The following is a 16,573-nucleotide window of genomic DNA, read 5'->3' as shown; positions in this document are numbered from 1 at the left end:
AGGAAGTCAGGGTCGGCTCTTCGCGGGCAAGCCCGCGAAGAAGCGGCTGCGCTTTCAGAGGGCCTTGGCCCGGTCGCGCAGCATGTACTTCTGGATCTTGCCGGTGGAGGTTTTGGGCAGCTCACCAAACACCACGGTCTTCGGCACCTTGAACCCGGCCAGGTGCTCGCGGCACCAACTGGTGATATCGGTCTCGCGGGTGTCTTCCCGGCCCGGCTTGAGGGCAACGAAGGCGCACGGCGTTTCGCCCCACTTTTCATCCGGGCGTGCCACCACGGCGGCTTCCAGTACAGCCGGGTGCTTGTAGAGGGCGTCTTCGACCTCGATGGTGGAAATGTTCTCGCCACCGGAAATGATGATGTCCTTGAGCCGGTCCTTGATTTCGACATATCCGTCGGCATGCCATACGGCCAGGTCGCCGGTGTGGAACCAGCCGCCACGGAAGGCTTCGGCGGTGGCTTCAGGGTTTTTCAGGTAGCCCTTCATCACGGTATTGCCGCGCATGAAAATTTCGCCCAGGGTGTTGCCGTCGCGCGGCACCGGCTGGAGGGTTTGCGGGTCGGCGACCATCAGGCCGTCGAGGGTTGGGTAGCGTACGCCCTGGCGCGACTTGATCCGCGCACGCTCGTCCAGCGACAGCGCATCCCATTCGTCATGCCAGGCACACACGGTCACCGGGCCGTAGACCTCGGTCAGGCCGTAGGTGTGGGTGACCTTGATGCCCATTTCCTCCACGGCGCCAATCACCTTGGCCGGCGGCGCGGCACCGGCGACCATGGCCTGCACCGGGTGCTCGATGGCTGCCTTGGCGGCTTCGGGCATGTTGACCAGGGCGTTGAGCACGATTGGCGCCCCGCACAGGTGGCTGACCCGGTGCTCGCGGATCAGGGTGAGGATTTTCTGCGGGTCGACCCGACGCAGGAACACATGGGTGCCGGCCAGCGCGGTGATGGTCCAGGGGTAGCACCAGCCGTTGCAGTGGAACATTGGCAGGGTCCACAGGTAAACCGGGCGGTGCCCCATGGCCCAGGTCATCTGGTTGCCCAGTGCGTTCAGGTAAGCGCCGCGGTGGTGGTAGACCACGCCCTTGGGGTTGCCGGTGGTGCCGGAGGTGTAGTTCAGCGAAATGGCCTGCCACTCGTCATCGGGCCATTCCCAGGCAAAGTCCGGGTCCCCTTCGGCAAGCAGGGCTTCATAGTCCAGCTCGCTGACAGCGCGGCCCTCGCCATACTCCGGGTCATCCACATCAATCACCAGCGGCGGGTGTTCGAGCAGCGCCAGGGCTGCTTCGATGACGGCATGGAACTCGCGGTCGGTGATCAGCACCTTGGCCTCGCCGTGCTGCAGCATGAAGGCGATGGCCTCGGCATCCAGGCGCACGTTCAAGGTATTGAGCACGGCACCGATCATGGGTACGCCGAAGTGCGCCTCAAGCATGGCCGGGGTGTTGGGTAGCATCACTGCCACGGTGTCGCCACGGCCGATGCCACGGCCAGCCAGGGCACTGGCCAGGCGCCGGCAGCGTTGGTAGGTTTCCTGCCAGTTGCGGCGGATAGCGCCGTGGATGACGGCCGGGTAATTGCCGTATACGGCGGCGGTGCGTTCGATGAAGCTCAGCGGGGTGAGGGCGACATGGTTGACGGCAGCGGGCATCAGGCCCTGGGCATAGATCGACATGCGGTAATCCTGTAAGGGAGGCAGACGCAGCCTGTGCGCTTGGCCCCCGATGGCTGATTGTTAGCTCTGTTCAGGGTGCAGGGAGGCGGACGGTGGGCCGCTCCCTCTGTCGCAGTTTTACGCGAGTCGCTATGGTAGTAGGAATATCGACTATAGCAATATAGTAAAAATACTATAACAACGAGCCGCCCATCGTGGATAACACTGCCTACCCCTTGCTCGCCAAAGACCCACAACCCAGCCTGTTGCTGGCCAGCGATGCCAGCCCGCTGGCACTCAACCCAGCCCTGCAGGCCTGGGTTGCCGAAGGCCCGGCGCTGGTCCATTGGCTGCCGGCCAACTGTGCCGCCCTGGTGCGTGCCTGCCTGCGCCAGCATCGGGCGATCAGCGATGTCGAAGTGCAGGTCGGCGAGCGCATCGTGCTGTGGACGTTCATGCCGGATGACCAGGGCCAACAGGTGCTGGGCCGCTGTCGTGATGCCAGTGAAGAGCGCCACGGCGCACGTGAAGCCAGCCGCGCCCGGCGCCTGTACCGGCTGATCATCGAAAACACCACCGACCTGATTTCCCGGCACAGCCCCGATGGCCGTTTTCTCGATGCTTCACCGGCAGCATTTCGCCTGCTCGGCCTGTGGCCCGAGCAACTGCGCGGCATGCCCGTGCACACCCTGCTGCACCCGCGTGAACGGCGCCAGGTACTGCGCCAGGCCGCTGCCGCGCTGGACCAGGACGGCTACCACACCATGACCTGCCGGGTGCGTCAGGCCGCTGGCGGCTACCGCTGGTTCGAAATCGCCAGCCGGGCGATCCGCGAGACCTACACCGGCGCGGTGGTTGAGGTGGTCAGTGTGTCCCGTGACATCACCTTGCGCATCGAAGCGCAGGAAAGCCTGGCACACAGTGCCCGCCTGGCCACCCTGGGCGAACTGGCTTCGGGCATTGCCCATGAGATCAACCAGCCGCTGGCTGCGGTGGTTAACTACGCCAACGCCAGCCAGCGTTACTTGCAGGGACTGGAGCGCGACCCGCAAGCCCGCGAGCGGGTAGGCCAGGGCCTGCAGCGCATCAGCGAGCAGGCCACTCATGCCGCCGAAGTGATCCGCCGCCTGCGCGCCTTTCTACGCAAGGGACCGCGACGCCTGCAGGCACTGGACGTGGCCGAGGTGGCCGGCGAAGCCATGCGCCTGTGCGCCTGGGAAGCCGCGCGTGACCAGGTGCAGGTCGAGCTGCGCATCAGCGCGCAACTGCCCTCGGTGTATGCCGACCGGGTGTTGCTTGAACAGGTGCTGCTCAACCTGTTGCGCAATGCCATCGATGCCAACCGCGAGCTGCACGGGGAAAAACCGTCACGTATCCTGCTCGGCGCCACCCGCGATGGCGAGGGTGTGCTCGTCGAGGTCGCCGACCAGGGCCCGGGCGTATCGCCCGAGTGCCTGGATGAAATCTTCACGCCGTTCACCACCAGCAAAGCCGACGGCCTGGGCCTGGGCTTGAGTATGAGCCGCAGCCTGATCGAAGGCTTTGGTGGCAACCTGTGGGCGCGGGCGGGTGTCGACGGCGGTTTGGTACTGTGCTGCCGGCTGGCGGTCAGCAGGGGTTAGGGAGAGGCTAGGGTGCAAGCGAAAGTGTATGTGGTCGATGACGACCAGGGTATGCGCGACTCGACGGTGTGGCTGCTGCAGTCGGTGGGCCTGCAAGCTTTGCCGTTTGCCAGCGGGCAGGCATTTCTCGACGCCTGCGTGAACGATGCACCCGCGTGTGTGTTGTTGGACGTGCGCATGCCGGGGTTGGGCGGGTTGGCCGTGCAGCAGGCAATGCGTGAGCGTGGCCTGATGTTGCCGGTGATCTTCGTCAGCGGCCATGCCGATGTGCCGATCGTGGTGCGGGCGTTCAAGGCGGGTGCCTGCGACTTCATCGAAAAGCCCTACAACGACCAGTTGCTGCTCGACAGTGTGCAGGCCGCACTGGAGCACGCCGCGCGGGCACGCCAGGGCGACCAGGCGCTGGCCTTGGTGCAGGTGCGCATCGACGGCCTCACACCGCGTGAGCGTGACGTGTTCGTGCCACTGGTCCAAGGGTTGAGCAACCGCGAGATTGCTGAGCAGTTGGGCATCAGCGTAAAGACCGTGGACCTGTATCGGGGGCGGGTGATGAAACGCTTGCAGGCGGCTAGCCTGGCGGAGCTGGTGGGCATGGCGATTGCCTGCGGGGCGGTCGAGGCGTTGGGCCTGCAAGCGCGCTAGCCGCTTTTGCACGGCCCCTTGCTGGAGCGGCGTATGCCGTAGAAATCATGAAATTTTTCATAGCTAGCTAATCAAAGCTTTGACATTCACTGCCTAGGCAGTAATATTTTTACACAATTACCCGAGCAGTCTTCGATGGCCCATTTCTCTCCCGAAAACTTCCAGACCTGCGCCATCGGCATGTTGCTTGGCCGTGCGGCGATCCTGAAGGACCGCATTCTCGACTGGCACCTCGAATCAGAGGGCGTCACCGCCGCGCAGTTCAAGGTGTTGATCATCGTCACCCAGTACCAGGTGGATACCCCGGCCGAGTTGTGCCGCTACTTGGGCCTGGACAGCGGTTCGATGACCCGCATGCTCGACCGCCTCGAGCAGAAGGAGCTGATCGTGCGCAACCGTTGCGCCGACGACCGGCGCTTGGTGCGCCTGGCGCTCACGGCCGACGGCCAGCGTCTGGCCGACCGCCTGCCAGAAATAGGCGCCGCCGCGATGAACGAGTTGTGCGGCGTGCTGGCACCTGAAGAGCTCAAGACCCTGGAAGGCCTGCTGGCCAAGGTGCTGCTCGGTGCTGGCGACCCGTTGACGATCCGCCGTTTCGGCGACCGTTGAACCCTGTCACGAATTATCCAAGGTATTGTCATGGCCACTCCCGCAGACACCCCGACTCCCTCCGCCGAGCCCTCGCGCAAGCGCAAGGCCTGGCTGCTTGGCCTGCTGTTGCTGCTGATACTTGGTGGTATCGGCACGTGGGCCTGGTACAGCCTGGTCGGCCGCTGGCACGAAAGCACCGACGATGCCTACGTCAATGGCAACGTCGTGGAAATCACCCCACTGGTCACCGGCACTGTGACCAGCATCGGAGCCGATGACGGCGACCTGGTCCATGCCGGCCAGGTGTTGCTGCAATTCGACCCAGCCGACAGCGAGGTGGCCTTGCAGTCCGCCGAAGCCAAGCTGGCGCGCAGTGTGCGCCAGGTCCGCGGGCTGTACAGCAACGTCGACTCGCTCAAAGCCCAGCTGGAAACGCGCCAGGCCGAACTGCGCAAGGCGCAGCAGGACTTCAACCGGCGCAAGGTGCTGGCCGACAGCGGTGCGATTGCCGCAGAAGAGCTGTCCCATGCCCGCGACGACTTGAGCGTGGCCCAGGCCGCCGTCAACAGTGCACGCCAGCAACTCAGCACCAGCAGCGCGCTGGTCGACGACACCGTGGTGTCCTCGCACCCCGAGGTGATGGCGGCCGCAGCCGACTTGCGCCAGGCCTACCTCGACCACGCCCGCACCACCCTGGTTGCGCCGGTCACCGGCTATGTCGCCAAGCGCACCGTGCAGCTGGGCCAGCGCCTGCAGCCGGGCACCGCGACCATGGCGGTAATCCCGCTGGACCAGGTGTGGATCGACGCCAACTTCAAGGAAACCCAGCTGCGTGACATGCGCATTGGCCAGCCCGTGGAAATCAGCGCTGACCTGTACGGCAGCGAGGTCAAGTACAGCGGCACGGTCGACAGCCTTGGCGCGGGTACTGGCAGTGCCTTTGCCTTGCTGCCGGCGCAGAACGCCACCGGTAACTGGATCAAGATCGTCCAGCGTGTACCCGTGCGTATCCACCTCAGCCCCGACCAGCTCAAGGACCACCCGCTGCGGATCGGCCTGTCCACCGTGGTGGAAGTCGACCTGCACGACCAGAGCGGCCCGACCCTGGCCCAGCAGCCACCGCAGCAGGCCAGTTACACCACCCAGGTGTATGACCGCCAGCTGGTCGAAGCCGATAACCTGATCGCTCAGCTGATTCACGAAAACAGCGCTCCCGGCAAGACGGCGCAGCGATGAGCAACAACGCCGCTGCCCAGTTCACGCCGCCAAGCCTGCTGCTGACCACCATCGGCCTGTCGCTGGCGACGTTCATGCAGGTGCTCGACACCACCATCGCCAACGTGGCCTTGCCGACCATTTCCGGCAACCTGGGGGTGAGCTATGAGCAGGGTACCTGGGTTATCACTTCGTTCGCGGTGAGCAACGCCATCGCCTTGCCGTTGACTGGCTGGCTGAGCCGCCGCTTTGGTGAGGTGAAACTGTTCATCTGGGCCACACTGCTGTTCGTGCTGGCTTCGTTCCTGTGCGGTATCGCCCAGTCGATGCCCGAGCTGGTCGGGTTTCGTGTGCTGCAGGGTGTGGTCGCCGGGCCGTTGTACCCGATGACCCAGACGCTGCTGATTGCTGTTTATCCCCCGGCGAAACGGGGGATGGCCCTGGCATTACTGGCGATGGTCACGGTGGTGGCGCCGATTGCCGGACCAATTCTGGGTGGCTGGATCACTGATAGCTACAGCTGGCCGTGGATCTTCTTCATCAACGTGCCGATCGGCCTGTTCGCTGCCGCGGTGGTGCGTCAGCAGATGCGTACGCGGCCGGTGGTCACCAGTCGTCAACCGATGGACTACATCGGCCTGCTCACGCTGATCATCGGCGTCGGCGCTTTGCAGGTGGTGTTGGATAAAGGCAACGACCTGGACTGGTTCGAGTCATCCTTCATCATCGTCGGCAGCCTGATCTCGGTGGTGTTTCTGGCGGTGTTCGTGATCTGGGAGCTGACCGACCGCCACCCGGTGGTCAATCTACGTTTGTTCGTGCATCGAAACTTCCGCGTCGGCACCATCGTGCTGGTCGGGGGGTATGCCGGGTTCTTCGGTATCAACCTGATCCTGCCGCAGTGGTTGCAGACGCAGATGGGCTACACCGCGACCTGGGCGGGCCTGGCGGTGGCGCCGATTGGCTTGCTGCCGGTGATCATGTCGCCTTTCGTGGGCAAGTATGCGCACCGGTTCGACCTGCGGGTGCTGGCGGGGCTGGCGTTCCTGGCGATCGGTACCAGTTGTTACATGCGCGCGGGTTTCACCAGTGAAGTGGACTTCCAGCATGTGGCTTTGGTGCAGTTGTTCATGGGAATTGGCGTGGCGTTGTTCTTCATGCCGACCTTGAGCATTCTGCTGTCCGACCTGCCGCCGCACCAGATTGCCGATGGTTCTGGGCTGGCGACGTTCCTGCGCACCTTGGGCGGGAGTTTTGCGGCTTCGTTGACGACGTGGATCTGGATTCGCCGGGCGGACCAGCATCATGCCTACCTGAGCGAGAACATCAGCCAGTTCGACCCGGCGACGCGGCATACACTTGAGCAGTTGGGTGGGGCCAGCCCGCAGAGCTATGCGCAACTGGAGCAGATACTCAATGGGCAGGCTTACATGATGTCGACGGTGGACTATTTCACCATGATGACCTGGGTGTTTGCTGGGCTGATCCTGCTGGTGTGGTTTGCCAAGCCACCGTTTACTGCCAAGGCGGGGCCGGCATCGGCGGGGCATTAGCATGGATGCCAGCCTTCGATAGCTGGCTCACCAAAGTGTCATTTGGCCATTCCCCGATTTTCCCTTATTCTCTCAGGCATCAAAACAGGGGCGCATCAGATGCCTGAAGAGATAATGACCCTCAAGGAAGTAGCCGGGTACCTCAAGCTCGCGGAGAAGACGGCTTACCGCCTGGCCGCCGAAGGGAGGATTCCCGGCTTCAAGGTAGGGGGCAGCTGGCGATTCCGAAAGGCCGTCATAGAAGACTGGATTGACCAGCAAATGGTCAAAAATCGTACTTGAGTTGGGGTGGGCAAGCTTTGTTACTGGACAACAGAAATAACGGCCATGTAGGGAATACGCTGCGTGATCACCTCGCTGCCGGATCGAAGCTATCTGTGCTTTCAGGCCTGTTCACGATTTATGGCTTCTCAGTACTCAGAAAGGAGCTTTCCCGCATTGACGGTGCAAGGCTGCTGCTCTGCGACTGGGAAGGCTCACCGCTTCAGGCGCTTATCGGGGCGAATGCCGACCTGCGCCTGGTGAACCAGCTCGACCAGAAGCGCATCGCCAGGGAGTGCGCCAAATGGCTCGCCAGCAAGGCCCAGGTGCGGTCAGCCAATGCGGCTCAGAACATGTTCCTGGTCGAAGACGGCAGCAAAGGCAGCTTTGCCATCCACGGCAGCTCTGCCTTCACGCCTGCAGGTCTGGGTGAAGTCCAGGCCGAAACCCCGCTGATGAATACCGGTATCAACGAGCCGGAAACGACCAAGCAGCTGCTGTCCTGGTTCAACTCTGTCTGGGCGGATACCCCTAAAGCCCGCGACATCAAGGACGAGCTCCTTGAGAAGTTGGAATTCATCGCCGCCGACCAGCCGGGCGATTTCATCTATTTCCTGACGCTCTACAACCTTTTCAAAGACTTCCTCGAAGACATCGACGAAGAGCGCATCATCAAGACCAAGACAGGTTTCAAGGACACCCTTGTCTGGAACAAGCTCTACAAGTTCCAGAAGGACGGCGTGCTCGGTGCCATCGACAAGCTCGAAAAGCACAATGGCTGCATCATTGCCGACAGCGTCGGCCTCGGTAAGACGTTTGAAGCGCTGGCCGTCATCAAGTATTACGAGTTACGCAATGACCGTGTGCTGGTGCTGTGTCCCAAGAAGCTCCGGGACAACTGGACGATCTATACCGTCAACGACAAACGCAACCTGCTGGCCCAGGACCGCTTCAACTACGACGTCCTGAACCATACCGACCTGTCTCGCCCGAAAGGTAGCTCCGGTGAGATCAATCTTGAAACCCTGAACTGGGGAAATTACGACCTCGTCGTCATCGACGAGTCGCACAACTTCCGCAACAACAACCCCACCAAAGGCAGCAAAAACCGCTATAGCCGCCTGATGGAAGACATTATCCAGTCAGGTGTGAAAACCAGGGTGCTGATGCTCTCCGCTACGCCGGTGAACAACCGCATGAACGACCTGAAGAACCAGGTCGCCTTCATCACCGAAGGGCGAGACGATGCCTTCAGCGATGTTGGCATCAAAAATGTGGAAAGCACGCTGCGCCTGGCCCAGAAGCAGTTCAACCAATGGGTCAAGCAACCGCCTGAAAGCCGTAGCGTAGCGTCCTTGCTGGATACGATGAGCTTTGACTATTTCAAGTTGCTCGATGTCGTCACCATTGCGCGCTCCCGCAAGCACATTCAGAAGTACTACGGTACGGCAGATATCGGCCAGTTCCCTGTGCGATTGCCGCCACAGAATATCTACGCGGACATCGATGCAACCCGCGAATTTCCGCCGCTCAAGGAAGTCAACAAGACAATCCGCAGGCTGTCGCTCGCAGGCTACTCGCCGATGAAATTCGTCCGTACGGACAAGAAGGATGAGTACGCCCGGCGCTATGACAACGCTGTGGGCGAAGGCAAGAGTGTGTTCAAGCAAGTCGACCGAGAAGAGAGCCTGATCCACCTGATGCGGGTGAACCTGCTCAAACGCATGGAAAGCTCGATCAGCTCGTTCACGCTCACCTCGCAAAAACTGCTGGCGCAGGTGGAAGCGCTGCTGCAGAAGATCGACGCTCATGAAAGCGGCGACATCGAAGCGCTGAATATCGAGGATATTCACGACTTTGAAATGGACTCGCCCGAACTTGAGCCCTTCATGATCGGCAACAAGACCCGCGTCCTGCTCCAGGACATGGATCTAATCCGGTTCAGGCAGGAGCTGGAGGCGGACAGGGTCTTCCTGACCACTATCGTCCAGTCCGCGCAAACCGTGGACGCGCCACGCGATGCCAAGCTTGAAAGGCTTAAAGAAGTCATTTCACAAAAAGTCCGGGAGCCCCTCAACCCCGGAAACAAGAAGGTCATTGTCTTCACGGCCTTTGCCGATACCGCAAGGTATCTCTATACCCACCTTGCCGATTGGGCTAAGGACGAACTTGGTATCCACAGTGCGCTCATCACAGGCGGGGGGACCAACAAGACGACCTTTGCCGGAGCGGGCTCGGATCTGAACAACCTGCTGACGGCTTTCTCCCCTGTGTCTAAGGAGCGCGGAAAGATTGATCCCGACGCAAAGACGGAGATTGACCTGCTGATTGCCACCGACTGCATCAGCGAGGGACAGAACCTCCAGGACTGCGACACGCTCATCAACTACGACATTCACTGGAACCCGGTCAGGATCATCCAGCGCTTTGGTCGCGTTGATCGCCTGGGCTCGAAAAACACCAGAATCCAACTCATCAACTTCTGGCCGAATATGGAGCTGGACGAGTACATCAACCTGGAAGCCCGCGTGGCAGGCCGCATGATGCTTCTGGATGTCTCGGCCACGGGCGAGGAAAACGTCATCGATGCCAACGCCCAGGAAATGAACGACCTGGAATATCGCCGCAGGCAGCTTCAGCAACTCAAAGATGCTGTGGTCGATCTGGAAGATATGGCGGGTGGCGTGTCCATCACCGACTTGACCTTGAACGACTTCCGCATGGACCTTTCAGGCTACATGAAGAAGGGCCTGCACAAGCTGGCAGCGGCTCCTCACGGCCTTTATGCCGCCGTCACCATTGATGCCGACCTCAAAGCGGATGGCCTCAAGCCCGGCGTCATTTTCTGCCTGAAGAGCATCCGGGATGGTCATCGCGCTGTTCAGGTGGACGAGAACTATCCGCTCGCGCCGTTCTTCCTGGTCTATGTCACGGACGAAGCCGTCGTTGAACTCAACTTCACGCAAAGCAAGAAGGTGCTCGACCTGCTGAAGAAGCACGGTCTCTCGGCATCTGCCGTTGATGAGGATGCAACCGGGCAGATAAACGACCGTACCCGGAACGGCTCCGAAATGGCGCAGTTCCAGCAGCTGCTGGCCGTTGCGGTTGATAGCATTGCAGGCAAAAGCGAAGAGAAGGGCGTACAAAGCCTCTTTACCAGAGGTGGCACGGTGCTGACCGCCACCAGCAGCCAGGGCATCGAGGATTTCGCTGTTGTCACCTACCTCATCATCACGGACGCTCCTTAAAGGCTAAGGACATGCTATGACACCAGGTTCGCTGGAAGCCTTCATCGAACATCTTTCAATTCCCAGATCCTGTGAATTGAACAAACCCGTTTTCAAGAAGCTCTTTCTTGAAAACGGTATCCTCGATATCGCCGATAAAACGGCCTTGAAGGATGACGTCGACAAAATCCGTTGGCGCTACACCCTGAAGCCCGCCACGATCAACATTGCGGGCTATGTTGATAGCGAGCGCGACTTCTCTGAAATCGCGGTGCTTCAGGTCGATCTGACTTCGGCCAAGCGGCTGAAGCGGATCGCGAACTTTATGCAGCGGTCTATCCCATACCCGCTCATTCTGCTGTTCACGCAGGGCAACGAGGTTTGCCTAAGCGTGTCCGACAAGCGCATCAACCAGGCTGACAAGGAAAAATGGGTGGTCGAGGATATCCTCTACACGGACTGGATAGACCTGGCCGCGCCCACGGCTGTGCAGGCAGACTTCTTGAAAGACTGCCATATCAACAGCTTTTCCTTTGTCAATTTTCTCTGTTTCTATAAAAGCCTGACTGATCGTGTCATAGCTATTAATTGCGCCAGCCACAGTGGACGCTATGCACAGGCTGCGGCCGATGATCTCGAAAGCACACCAAGCGGGGGCCGTCTTGAACGGCTCCGCGAGCTTGAAAAGCTCAGCCTGCAAAAGGCAGAGATCGCCAACAAGCTTAAAAAAGAGAAGCAGATGGGGCGACAGGTTGAGCTGAACACCAAGATCAAACAGATCAATGATGTTATTGAAAGAATTAGAGAGACCATTTGATGAATAAGCCAGCTCTTGAGCGAGTGACCCTGCAGGACGGTGAGAGCGCCAATGTTGTCAATGACAACATCGAACAGCTCAAAAATCTGCTTCCTGAAGCCTTCGGAGAAGGTGGAGTAAATTTTGATACCTTGCGGCAGTTGCTGGGTGATGCAGGGGTCATCGACGAAGGTGAGGAGAAGTACGGCCTGAACTGGCACGGCAAGAAGAAGGCGCGCCAAATAGCGCTAACGCCGTCGACGGGGACGTTGCTGCCATGCCCGAGTGAAAGTATCGATTGGAACACGACCAAGAATATCTTTATTGAGGGTGATAACCTTGAGGTGCTGAAACTCCTGCAAAAGAGCTATGCAGGCAAGGTCAAGATGATATTCATTGATCCGCCCTACAATACCGGAAATGAATTCATTTATCCTGATAACTACCAGGATAATCTGGATACGTATCTTCAGTACACGGGGCAAAAGAGCAGTGAGGGCTTGAAGTTATCCAGCAATGCTGAGGGCTCTGGTCGGTTTCATACAAATTGGCTCAACATGATGTACCCAAGGCTGAAGCTGGCGAAATCGTTGTTGAGGAATGATGGCGCCATATTTATATCTATTGACGACAATGAAGTGCCGAGGCTGAGGATGCTTTGTGATGAGGTCTTCGGGGAAGAAAACTTCATCACCAATATCATATGGCAGCACAGCGTCCAGCCGAAAGGCTATTCTGGCATATTTTCTGTGCACCATAATCATATTCTTATGTACAGGAAGTCTGAAGATTTTGAGTTGATGTCGCTTGAGCGAACAGAAGAGGACAACAAGGCCTACGCCAACCCAGACAATGACCCCAAAGGTGATTGGCGGACAGGCGATGTCAGGAATGCGCTGGACCGAAAAAATCTAAAATACCCAATTACAACGCCATCGGGGAAAATAATTAATCCTCCGGATAACGGATGGCGGTGGAGCAGGGAGACCCTCAATAGTAAGATTGATACTGGGGAAATCTTCTTCAGCGAAGATGAAACAAGGATTATCAGGAAAATCTACCTTGCTGACCTGGATGGGCGCACCCCCGAAACCATCTGGTTTGCAAAAGACTCTGGGACTACAAGGTCTGGTGTAAAAGAGTTAAAAGGTACGTTCGATGGCGACGCTCCGTTTGATACAGTCAAACCTACGGAGCTGATAAAGCGAATGATGAAGGTGTCTGGTGTCAAGGCCGACGATATCGTTCTCGATTTTTTTGCAGGGTCGGGAAGCACCGGGGCGGCTGTTCTTGATGTTGAGCAGCCCAGGTTCATATTGGTGCAGTTGCCAGAAGCTATCGACGAGAGCAAACCTCATGGCATTACCGCACGAAAGCTGGGGTTGCTAAATATATCTGATGTTACGAAGGAAAGGCTAAGACGATGCACGGCTGGCAAGGCTACCCCGAATTCCGGGTTTAAAGTATTCAAGCTTTCCAGCTCCAATATTCGGGCATGGCGTCCAGACCGTAAAGATCTTGAGCAGACGCTGCTGTCTCATCAGGAGCACTTGATTGATGGGCGTACCGAGCAAGATGTTCTCTATGAGCTATTGGTAAAGCGCGGTGTCGATTTGGCGGTGCCTATTGAAAGCAGGGTGGTGGCCGGAAAAGAAATCTTTAGCATTGGCTACGGCGTTCTGTTTGCGTGTCTTGACCCATCAATCACCCGGGCGGATGTTGAAAATGTTGCGCAAGGCATGCTTGCGTGGCATGGAGAATTGAACCCGCTCTCGGATACACATGTTTTCTTCCGTGACAGCGCATTCAGTGATGACATTGCGAAGACCAACATGGCCGCCATTCTTGAGCAACATGGCATTTCTCACGTGCGCAGCTTGTAAGGAGCGTCTCTGATGAAGCTGCATTTTGAAGACAATCTTGATTACCAGATGGCGGCGATTGCGTCCGTTATCGGCCTGTTTAAAGGTCAGGACGTCTCGCGATCTGAATTCACGGTGACCCACCGTCCGGATGCGGGGCCGCAGGCCTCGCTTGGCCTGGCGGAAAGTGAGCTTGGTATCGGTAACCGCCTGCAACTGCTCGATGATGATATTCTCGATAACTTGCACACTATCCAGCTCGATAACGGATTGCGTCCTGCTGGCAATCTTGCGAGTGGTGATTTTACCGTCGAAATGGAAACGGGCACCGGTAAAACCTATGTTTATCTGCGTACGATATTTGAGCTGAATAAAAATTACGGTTTCACCAAATTTGTAATTGTCGTGCCTTCAGTAGCCATTAAAGAAGGTACTTATAAAACGCTCAAAATTACGCGTGACCATTTTGAAGGGTTGTACCCTAAAGCCAAAGGTTACGAGTATTTTCTGTACGACTCTACCCGGCTTGGGCAAGTCCGTAATTTTGCCACGAGCTCGAACGTCCAGATCATGGTGACGACGGTAGGGGCAATTAACAAGAAAGATGTTAACAACCTCTATAAAGAAAATGAGAGCACGGGCGGTGAGCGTCCCATCGATCTGATCAAGGCCACCAGCCCGATCATCATCGTGGATGAGCCGCAAAGCGTGGATGGCGGTCTTCAAGGACAGGGCAAAAAGGCGCTGGATGCCATGAACCCGCTCTGTACTCTGCGTTACTCAGCAACGCACGTCGACAAACACCACATGGTTTATCGTCTTGACGCTGTCGATGCCTATGACCGGGGCCTGGTAAAGCAAATTGAAGTGGCCTCGCTTCAGATCGAGGGCGAAAACAACAAGCCGTATGTCAGGCTTGACTCCACGCACAATCGTAAAGGCTCGATTACGGCGAAGGTCGAAATCGACGTGCAGCGCGGTAAGAAAATCAGCCGCGAGATCCTCACCGTTGAAGATGGCGACGACCTCGAGCAGATCGCTAATCGCGCCATTTACCAAAACATGCAGATCGGCACGATCACCTGCGGCAAAAAAAACGAGTCCGTTCAGATCAAGGGGCCAGGGCTCGATGAGACACTGCTTCCTGATCAGGCCATTGGCGGTGTCAATCCGGACGAAATCAAACGCCTGATGATCCGCCGGACGATCAAAGAGCACCTTGAAAAAGAGCTGACCTTTGCCGCCAACCAGCAGCCTATCAAGGTCTTGAGCCTGTTCTTCATCGACAGCGTCGAGCACTACCGCCAGTACGACGAAGACGGCAATGCGGTAAAAGGCAAATATGCCAGGATGTTTGAAGAGGAATATTCCAAACTCGCGAAGTCCGACAAATACCAAAGCCTCTTCAACGAAATAGACCTGGAGACAAACGCCGCCGAAGTCCACAACGGCTATTTCTCCATCGACAAGAAGGAACGACTTGTCGAGACAGCGGAAAATACCCAGGCCGGTCGCGACAACTCCGAGCGCGCCTATAACCTGATTATGCAGGAGAAGGAAAAGCTGCTGAGCTTTAGCACCAAGCTAAAGTTCATCTTCTCCCACTCTGCCCTCAAAGAGGGATGGGACAACCCGAACGTATTCCAGATTTGTGCCCTGCGTGAAATGGGGACGGAGCGGGAGCGTCGCCAGACCATCGGGCGAGGCTTGCGTCTCTGTGTCAATCAGGAAGGGCAGCGCCTGCGGGGCTCTGACATCAACACACTGACTGTCATTGCCACCGAGAGCTATGAAGAGTTTGCTGAAAACCTTCAGAAGGAGATTGAAGAGGATACCGGCATTCGCTTTGGCATCGTTGAGGCTCATCAGTTCGCGACAGTACTGATTGTCAACGACAAGGGCGAAGCAGGGCCGTTGGGTGTAGAGCAATCCGAAAAAATCTGGAAGTTCCTGAAAAGCGAAGATTTTGTCGATGCCAAAGGCAAGGTGCAGGACACCCTGCGTAAGGCGCTCAAAGACGGTAGTTTCAAGCTGCCGGACGATATCAAGGCTGAGCTTGGGTGCAAGGCAGATGCTGCTGAAGAAGACATCCAGGGCATTTTGAAGAAACTCGCTGGCAGGCTCGATATCAAGAATGCGGATGACCGCAAAACCATCCGCACCCGCGAGGCCGTTCTTCAGAGTGAGGAATTCAAGGCGCTTTGGGAGCGTATCAAGTACAAGACGACCTACCGCGTCGACTTCAATAACGAGAAGCTTATTGCCGATTGTGCCAACGCCATTCTGGAGTGCCCGCCCATCACCAAAACCAGGGCGCAATTCCGCAAGGCTGACATTGCGATAGGCAAGGGCGGCGTGACGACCAAGGAAACGGACGCCTCTCAATTTACGACGATCCATGAGGATGACATCGAGCTTCCCGACATCATCACGGATTTGCAGGACAAGACGCAGCTGACCCGCAGCAGCATCGTCAGGATCCTCACCGAGAGCCGCCGCCTGCAAGACTTTGCCCGCAACCCGCAACAATTTATCGACTTTGCTTCAGAGGCCATCAACCGTACCAAGAGGTTGGCGCTTGTCGATGGCATCAAGTACAGCAAGATTGGCGACGAGCACGTCTATGCGCAGACGCTTTTCCAGCAGGAGGAGCTTAAAGGCTATTTGAAAAATACCTTAGAGACGCAGAAGTCCGTTTATACGCACGTCGTCTATGATTCGGCGGGCGTAGAGAAAAACTTCGCTGAAGCGTTGGAGAGTAACGAAGCCGTGAAGGTGTATGCGAAGCTCCCGGCCTGGTTCAAAATTCCCACGCCGCTCGGCACCTATAACCCCGATTGGGCGGTGGTCGTCGATGATGAAGAAGGTAAGGAAAAACTGTACTTCGTGGTCGAAACCAAAGGCAGCACCTGGTGGGGCGACCTGCGCCATGTCGAGGGTGCCAAAATCCGCTGTGGTGAAAAGCATTTCGAGGAAGTCGCGAAGGATGCCAACCCGGCACGGTACATACGTGCAGTCGATGTCAATGGCATGCTGGCGCATATCAATCAGGACTGACAGCCAGGCCTGGCGGAAAGTCGTTTAAGCCCGTTGATCAATCGGAATACTCCGATTGATCAACGGGCCGGATGCCTCAGTGCAGTATTTG

At 57.8% G+C, this 16,573-nt stretch carries 11 protein-coding genes; 10 read left to right on the top strand and 1 reads right to left on the bottom strand.

All coding sequences use genetic code 11. The features are described 5' to 3' along the window. Positions 1–54 precede the first annotated feature (54 nt). A complete protein-coding gene (locus tag DM807_RS09615) occupies positions 55–1,677 on the bottom strand; it encodes an acyl-CoA synthetase (RefSeq protein WP_179027316.1) in 1,623 nt (540 codons plus the stop codon). Between the two features lie 194 nt (positions 1,678–1,871). Here DM807_RS09615 and DM807_RS09610 point away from each other — a divergent pair, with 194 nt between their 5' ends. From DM807_RS09610 to DM807_RS09565, 10 genes are all read left to right on the top strand, one after another. Beyond that, complete coding sequence (locus DM807_RS09610; RefSeq protein WP_012272016.1) at positions 1,872–3,278, top strand: sensor histidine kinase; 1,407 nt, start codon at positions 1,872–1,874, stop codon at positions 3,276–3,278. Positions 3,279–3,290: 12 nt separating this feature from the next. After that, positions 3,291–3,920: a response regulator transcription factor gene (locus DM807_RS09605; RefSeq protein WP_012272017.1), complete on the top strand. Its 630-nt coding sequence runs from the start codon at positions 3,291–3,293 to the stop codon at positions 3,918–3,920. 135 nt (positions 3,921–4,055) lie between these two features. Next, positions 4,056–4,529: a MarR family winged helix-turn-helix transcriptional regulator gene (locus DM807_RS09600; RefSeq protein ID WP_012272018.1), complete on the top strand. Its 474-nt coding sequence runs from the start codon at positions 4,056–4,058 to the stop codon at positions 4,527–4,529. Positions 4,530–4,559: 30 nt separating this feature from the next. Beyond that, on the top strand, positions 4,560–5,747 hold the full coding sequence (locus DM807_RS09595) for an HlyD/EmrA/EmrK family protein (protein ID WP_012272019.1): 1,188 nt from the start codon (positions 4,560–4,562) through the stop codon (positions 5,745–5,747). Then, the gene (locus tag DM807_RS09590) at positions 5,744–7,279 is read left to right on the top strand and encodes a DHA2 family efflux MFS transporter permease subunit (protein ID WP_069943303.1); all 1,536 of its coding nucleotides are present in this window, start codon (positions 5,744–5,746) and stop codon (positions 7,277–7,279) included. The genes DM807_RS09595 and DM807_RS09590 overlap by 4 nt, the downstream gene beginning before the upstream one ends. Before the next feature lie 114 nt (positions 7,280–7,393). Further along, the gene (locus tag DM807_RS09585) at positions 7,394–7,561 is read left to right on the top strand and encodes a helix-turn-helix domain-containing protein (RefSeq protein ID WP_244965020.1); all 168 of its coding nucleotides are present in this window, start codon (positions 7,394–7,396) and stop codon (positions 7,559–7,561) included. Between the two features lie 17 nt (positions 7,562–7,578). Next, on the top strand, positions 7,579–10,788 hold the full coding sequence (locus DM807_RS09580) for a helicase-related protein (RefSeq protein ID WP_069943346.1): 3,210 nt from the start codon (positions 7,579–7,581) through the stop codon (positions 10,786–10,788). 16 nt (positions 10,789–10,804) lie between these two features. Then, positions 10,805–11,584 carry a DUF4391 domain-containing protein gene (locus tag DM807_RS09575; protein WP_069943301.1) on the top strand — a complete coding sequence of 260 codons (780 nt, stop codon included), beginning with the start codon at positions 10,805–10,807 and terminating at the stop codon, positions 11,582–11,584. Further along, positions 11,584–13,446, top strand: a complete 1,863-nt coding sequence (locus DM807_RS09570) for a site-specific DNA-methyltransferase (RefSeq protein ID WP_069943300.1) — start codon at positions 11,584–11,586, stop codon at positions 13,444–13,446. The genes DM807_RS09575 and DM807_RS09570 overlap by 1 nt, the downstream gene beginning before the upstream one ends. A gap of 12 nt (positions 13,447–13,458) precedes the next feature. Beyond that, positions 13,459–16,482 carry a type III restriction-modification system endonuclease gene (locus DM807_RS09565; RefSeq protein WP_069943299.1) on the top strand — a complete coding sequence of 1,008 codons (3,024 nt, stop codon included), beginning with the start codon at positions 13,459–13,461 and terminating at the stop codon, positions 16,480–16,482. Positions 16,483–16,573 lie beyond the last annotated feature (91 nt).

The organism is Pseudomonas hunanensis, assembly GCF_013393325.1.
GTDB classification, from domain to species: domain Bacteria; phylum Pseudomonadota; class Gammaproteobacteria; order Pseudomonadales; family Pseudomonadaceae; genus Aquipseudomonas; species Aquipseudomonas putida_P.
The sequence above is the reverse complement of the archived record's forward strand: the minus strand, read 5'-3'. Positions and strand labels throughout refer to the sequence as shown.

Excerpts from the sequence above, each read along its gene's own strand:
- DM807_RS09615 (WP_179027316.1), bottom strand. The coding sequence starts at position 1,677 with ATGTCGATCTATGCCCAGGGCCTGATGCCCGCTGCCGTCAACCATGTC.
- DM807_RS09600 (WP_012272018.1), top strand. The coding sequence starts at position 4,056 with ATGGCCCATTTCTCTCCCGAAAACTTCCAGACCTGCGCCATCGGCATG.
- DM807_RS09595 (WP_012272019.1), top strand. The coding sequence starts at position 4,560 with ATGGCCACTCCCGCAGACACCCCGACTCCCTCCGCCGAGCCCTCGCGC.
- DM807_RS09590 (WP_069943303.1), top strand. The coding sequence starts at position 5,744 with ATGAGCAACAACGCCGCTGCCCAGTTCACGCCGCCAAGCCTGCTGCTG.
- DM807_RS09585 (WP_244965020.1), top strand. The coding sequence starts at position 7,394 with ATGACCCTCAAGGAAGTAGCCGGGTACCTCAAGCTCGCGGAGAAGACG.
- DM807_RS09575 (WP_069943301.1), top strand. The coding sequence starts at position 10,805 with ATGACACCAGGTTCGCTGGAAGCCTTCATCGAACATCTTTCAATTCCC.
- DM807_RS09570 (WP_069943300.1), top strand. The coding sequence starts at position 11,584 with ATGAATAAGCCAGCTCTTGAGCGAGTGACCCTGCAGGACGGTGAGAGC.
- DM807_RS09565 (WP_069943299.1), top strand. The coding sequence starts at position 13,459 with ATGAAGCTGCATTTTGAAGACAATCTTGATTACCAGATGGCGGCGATT.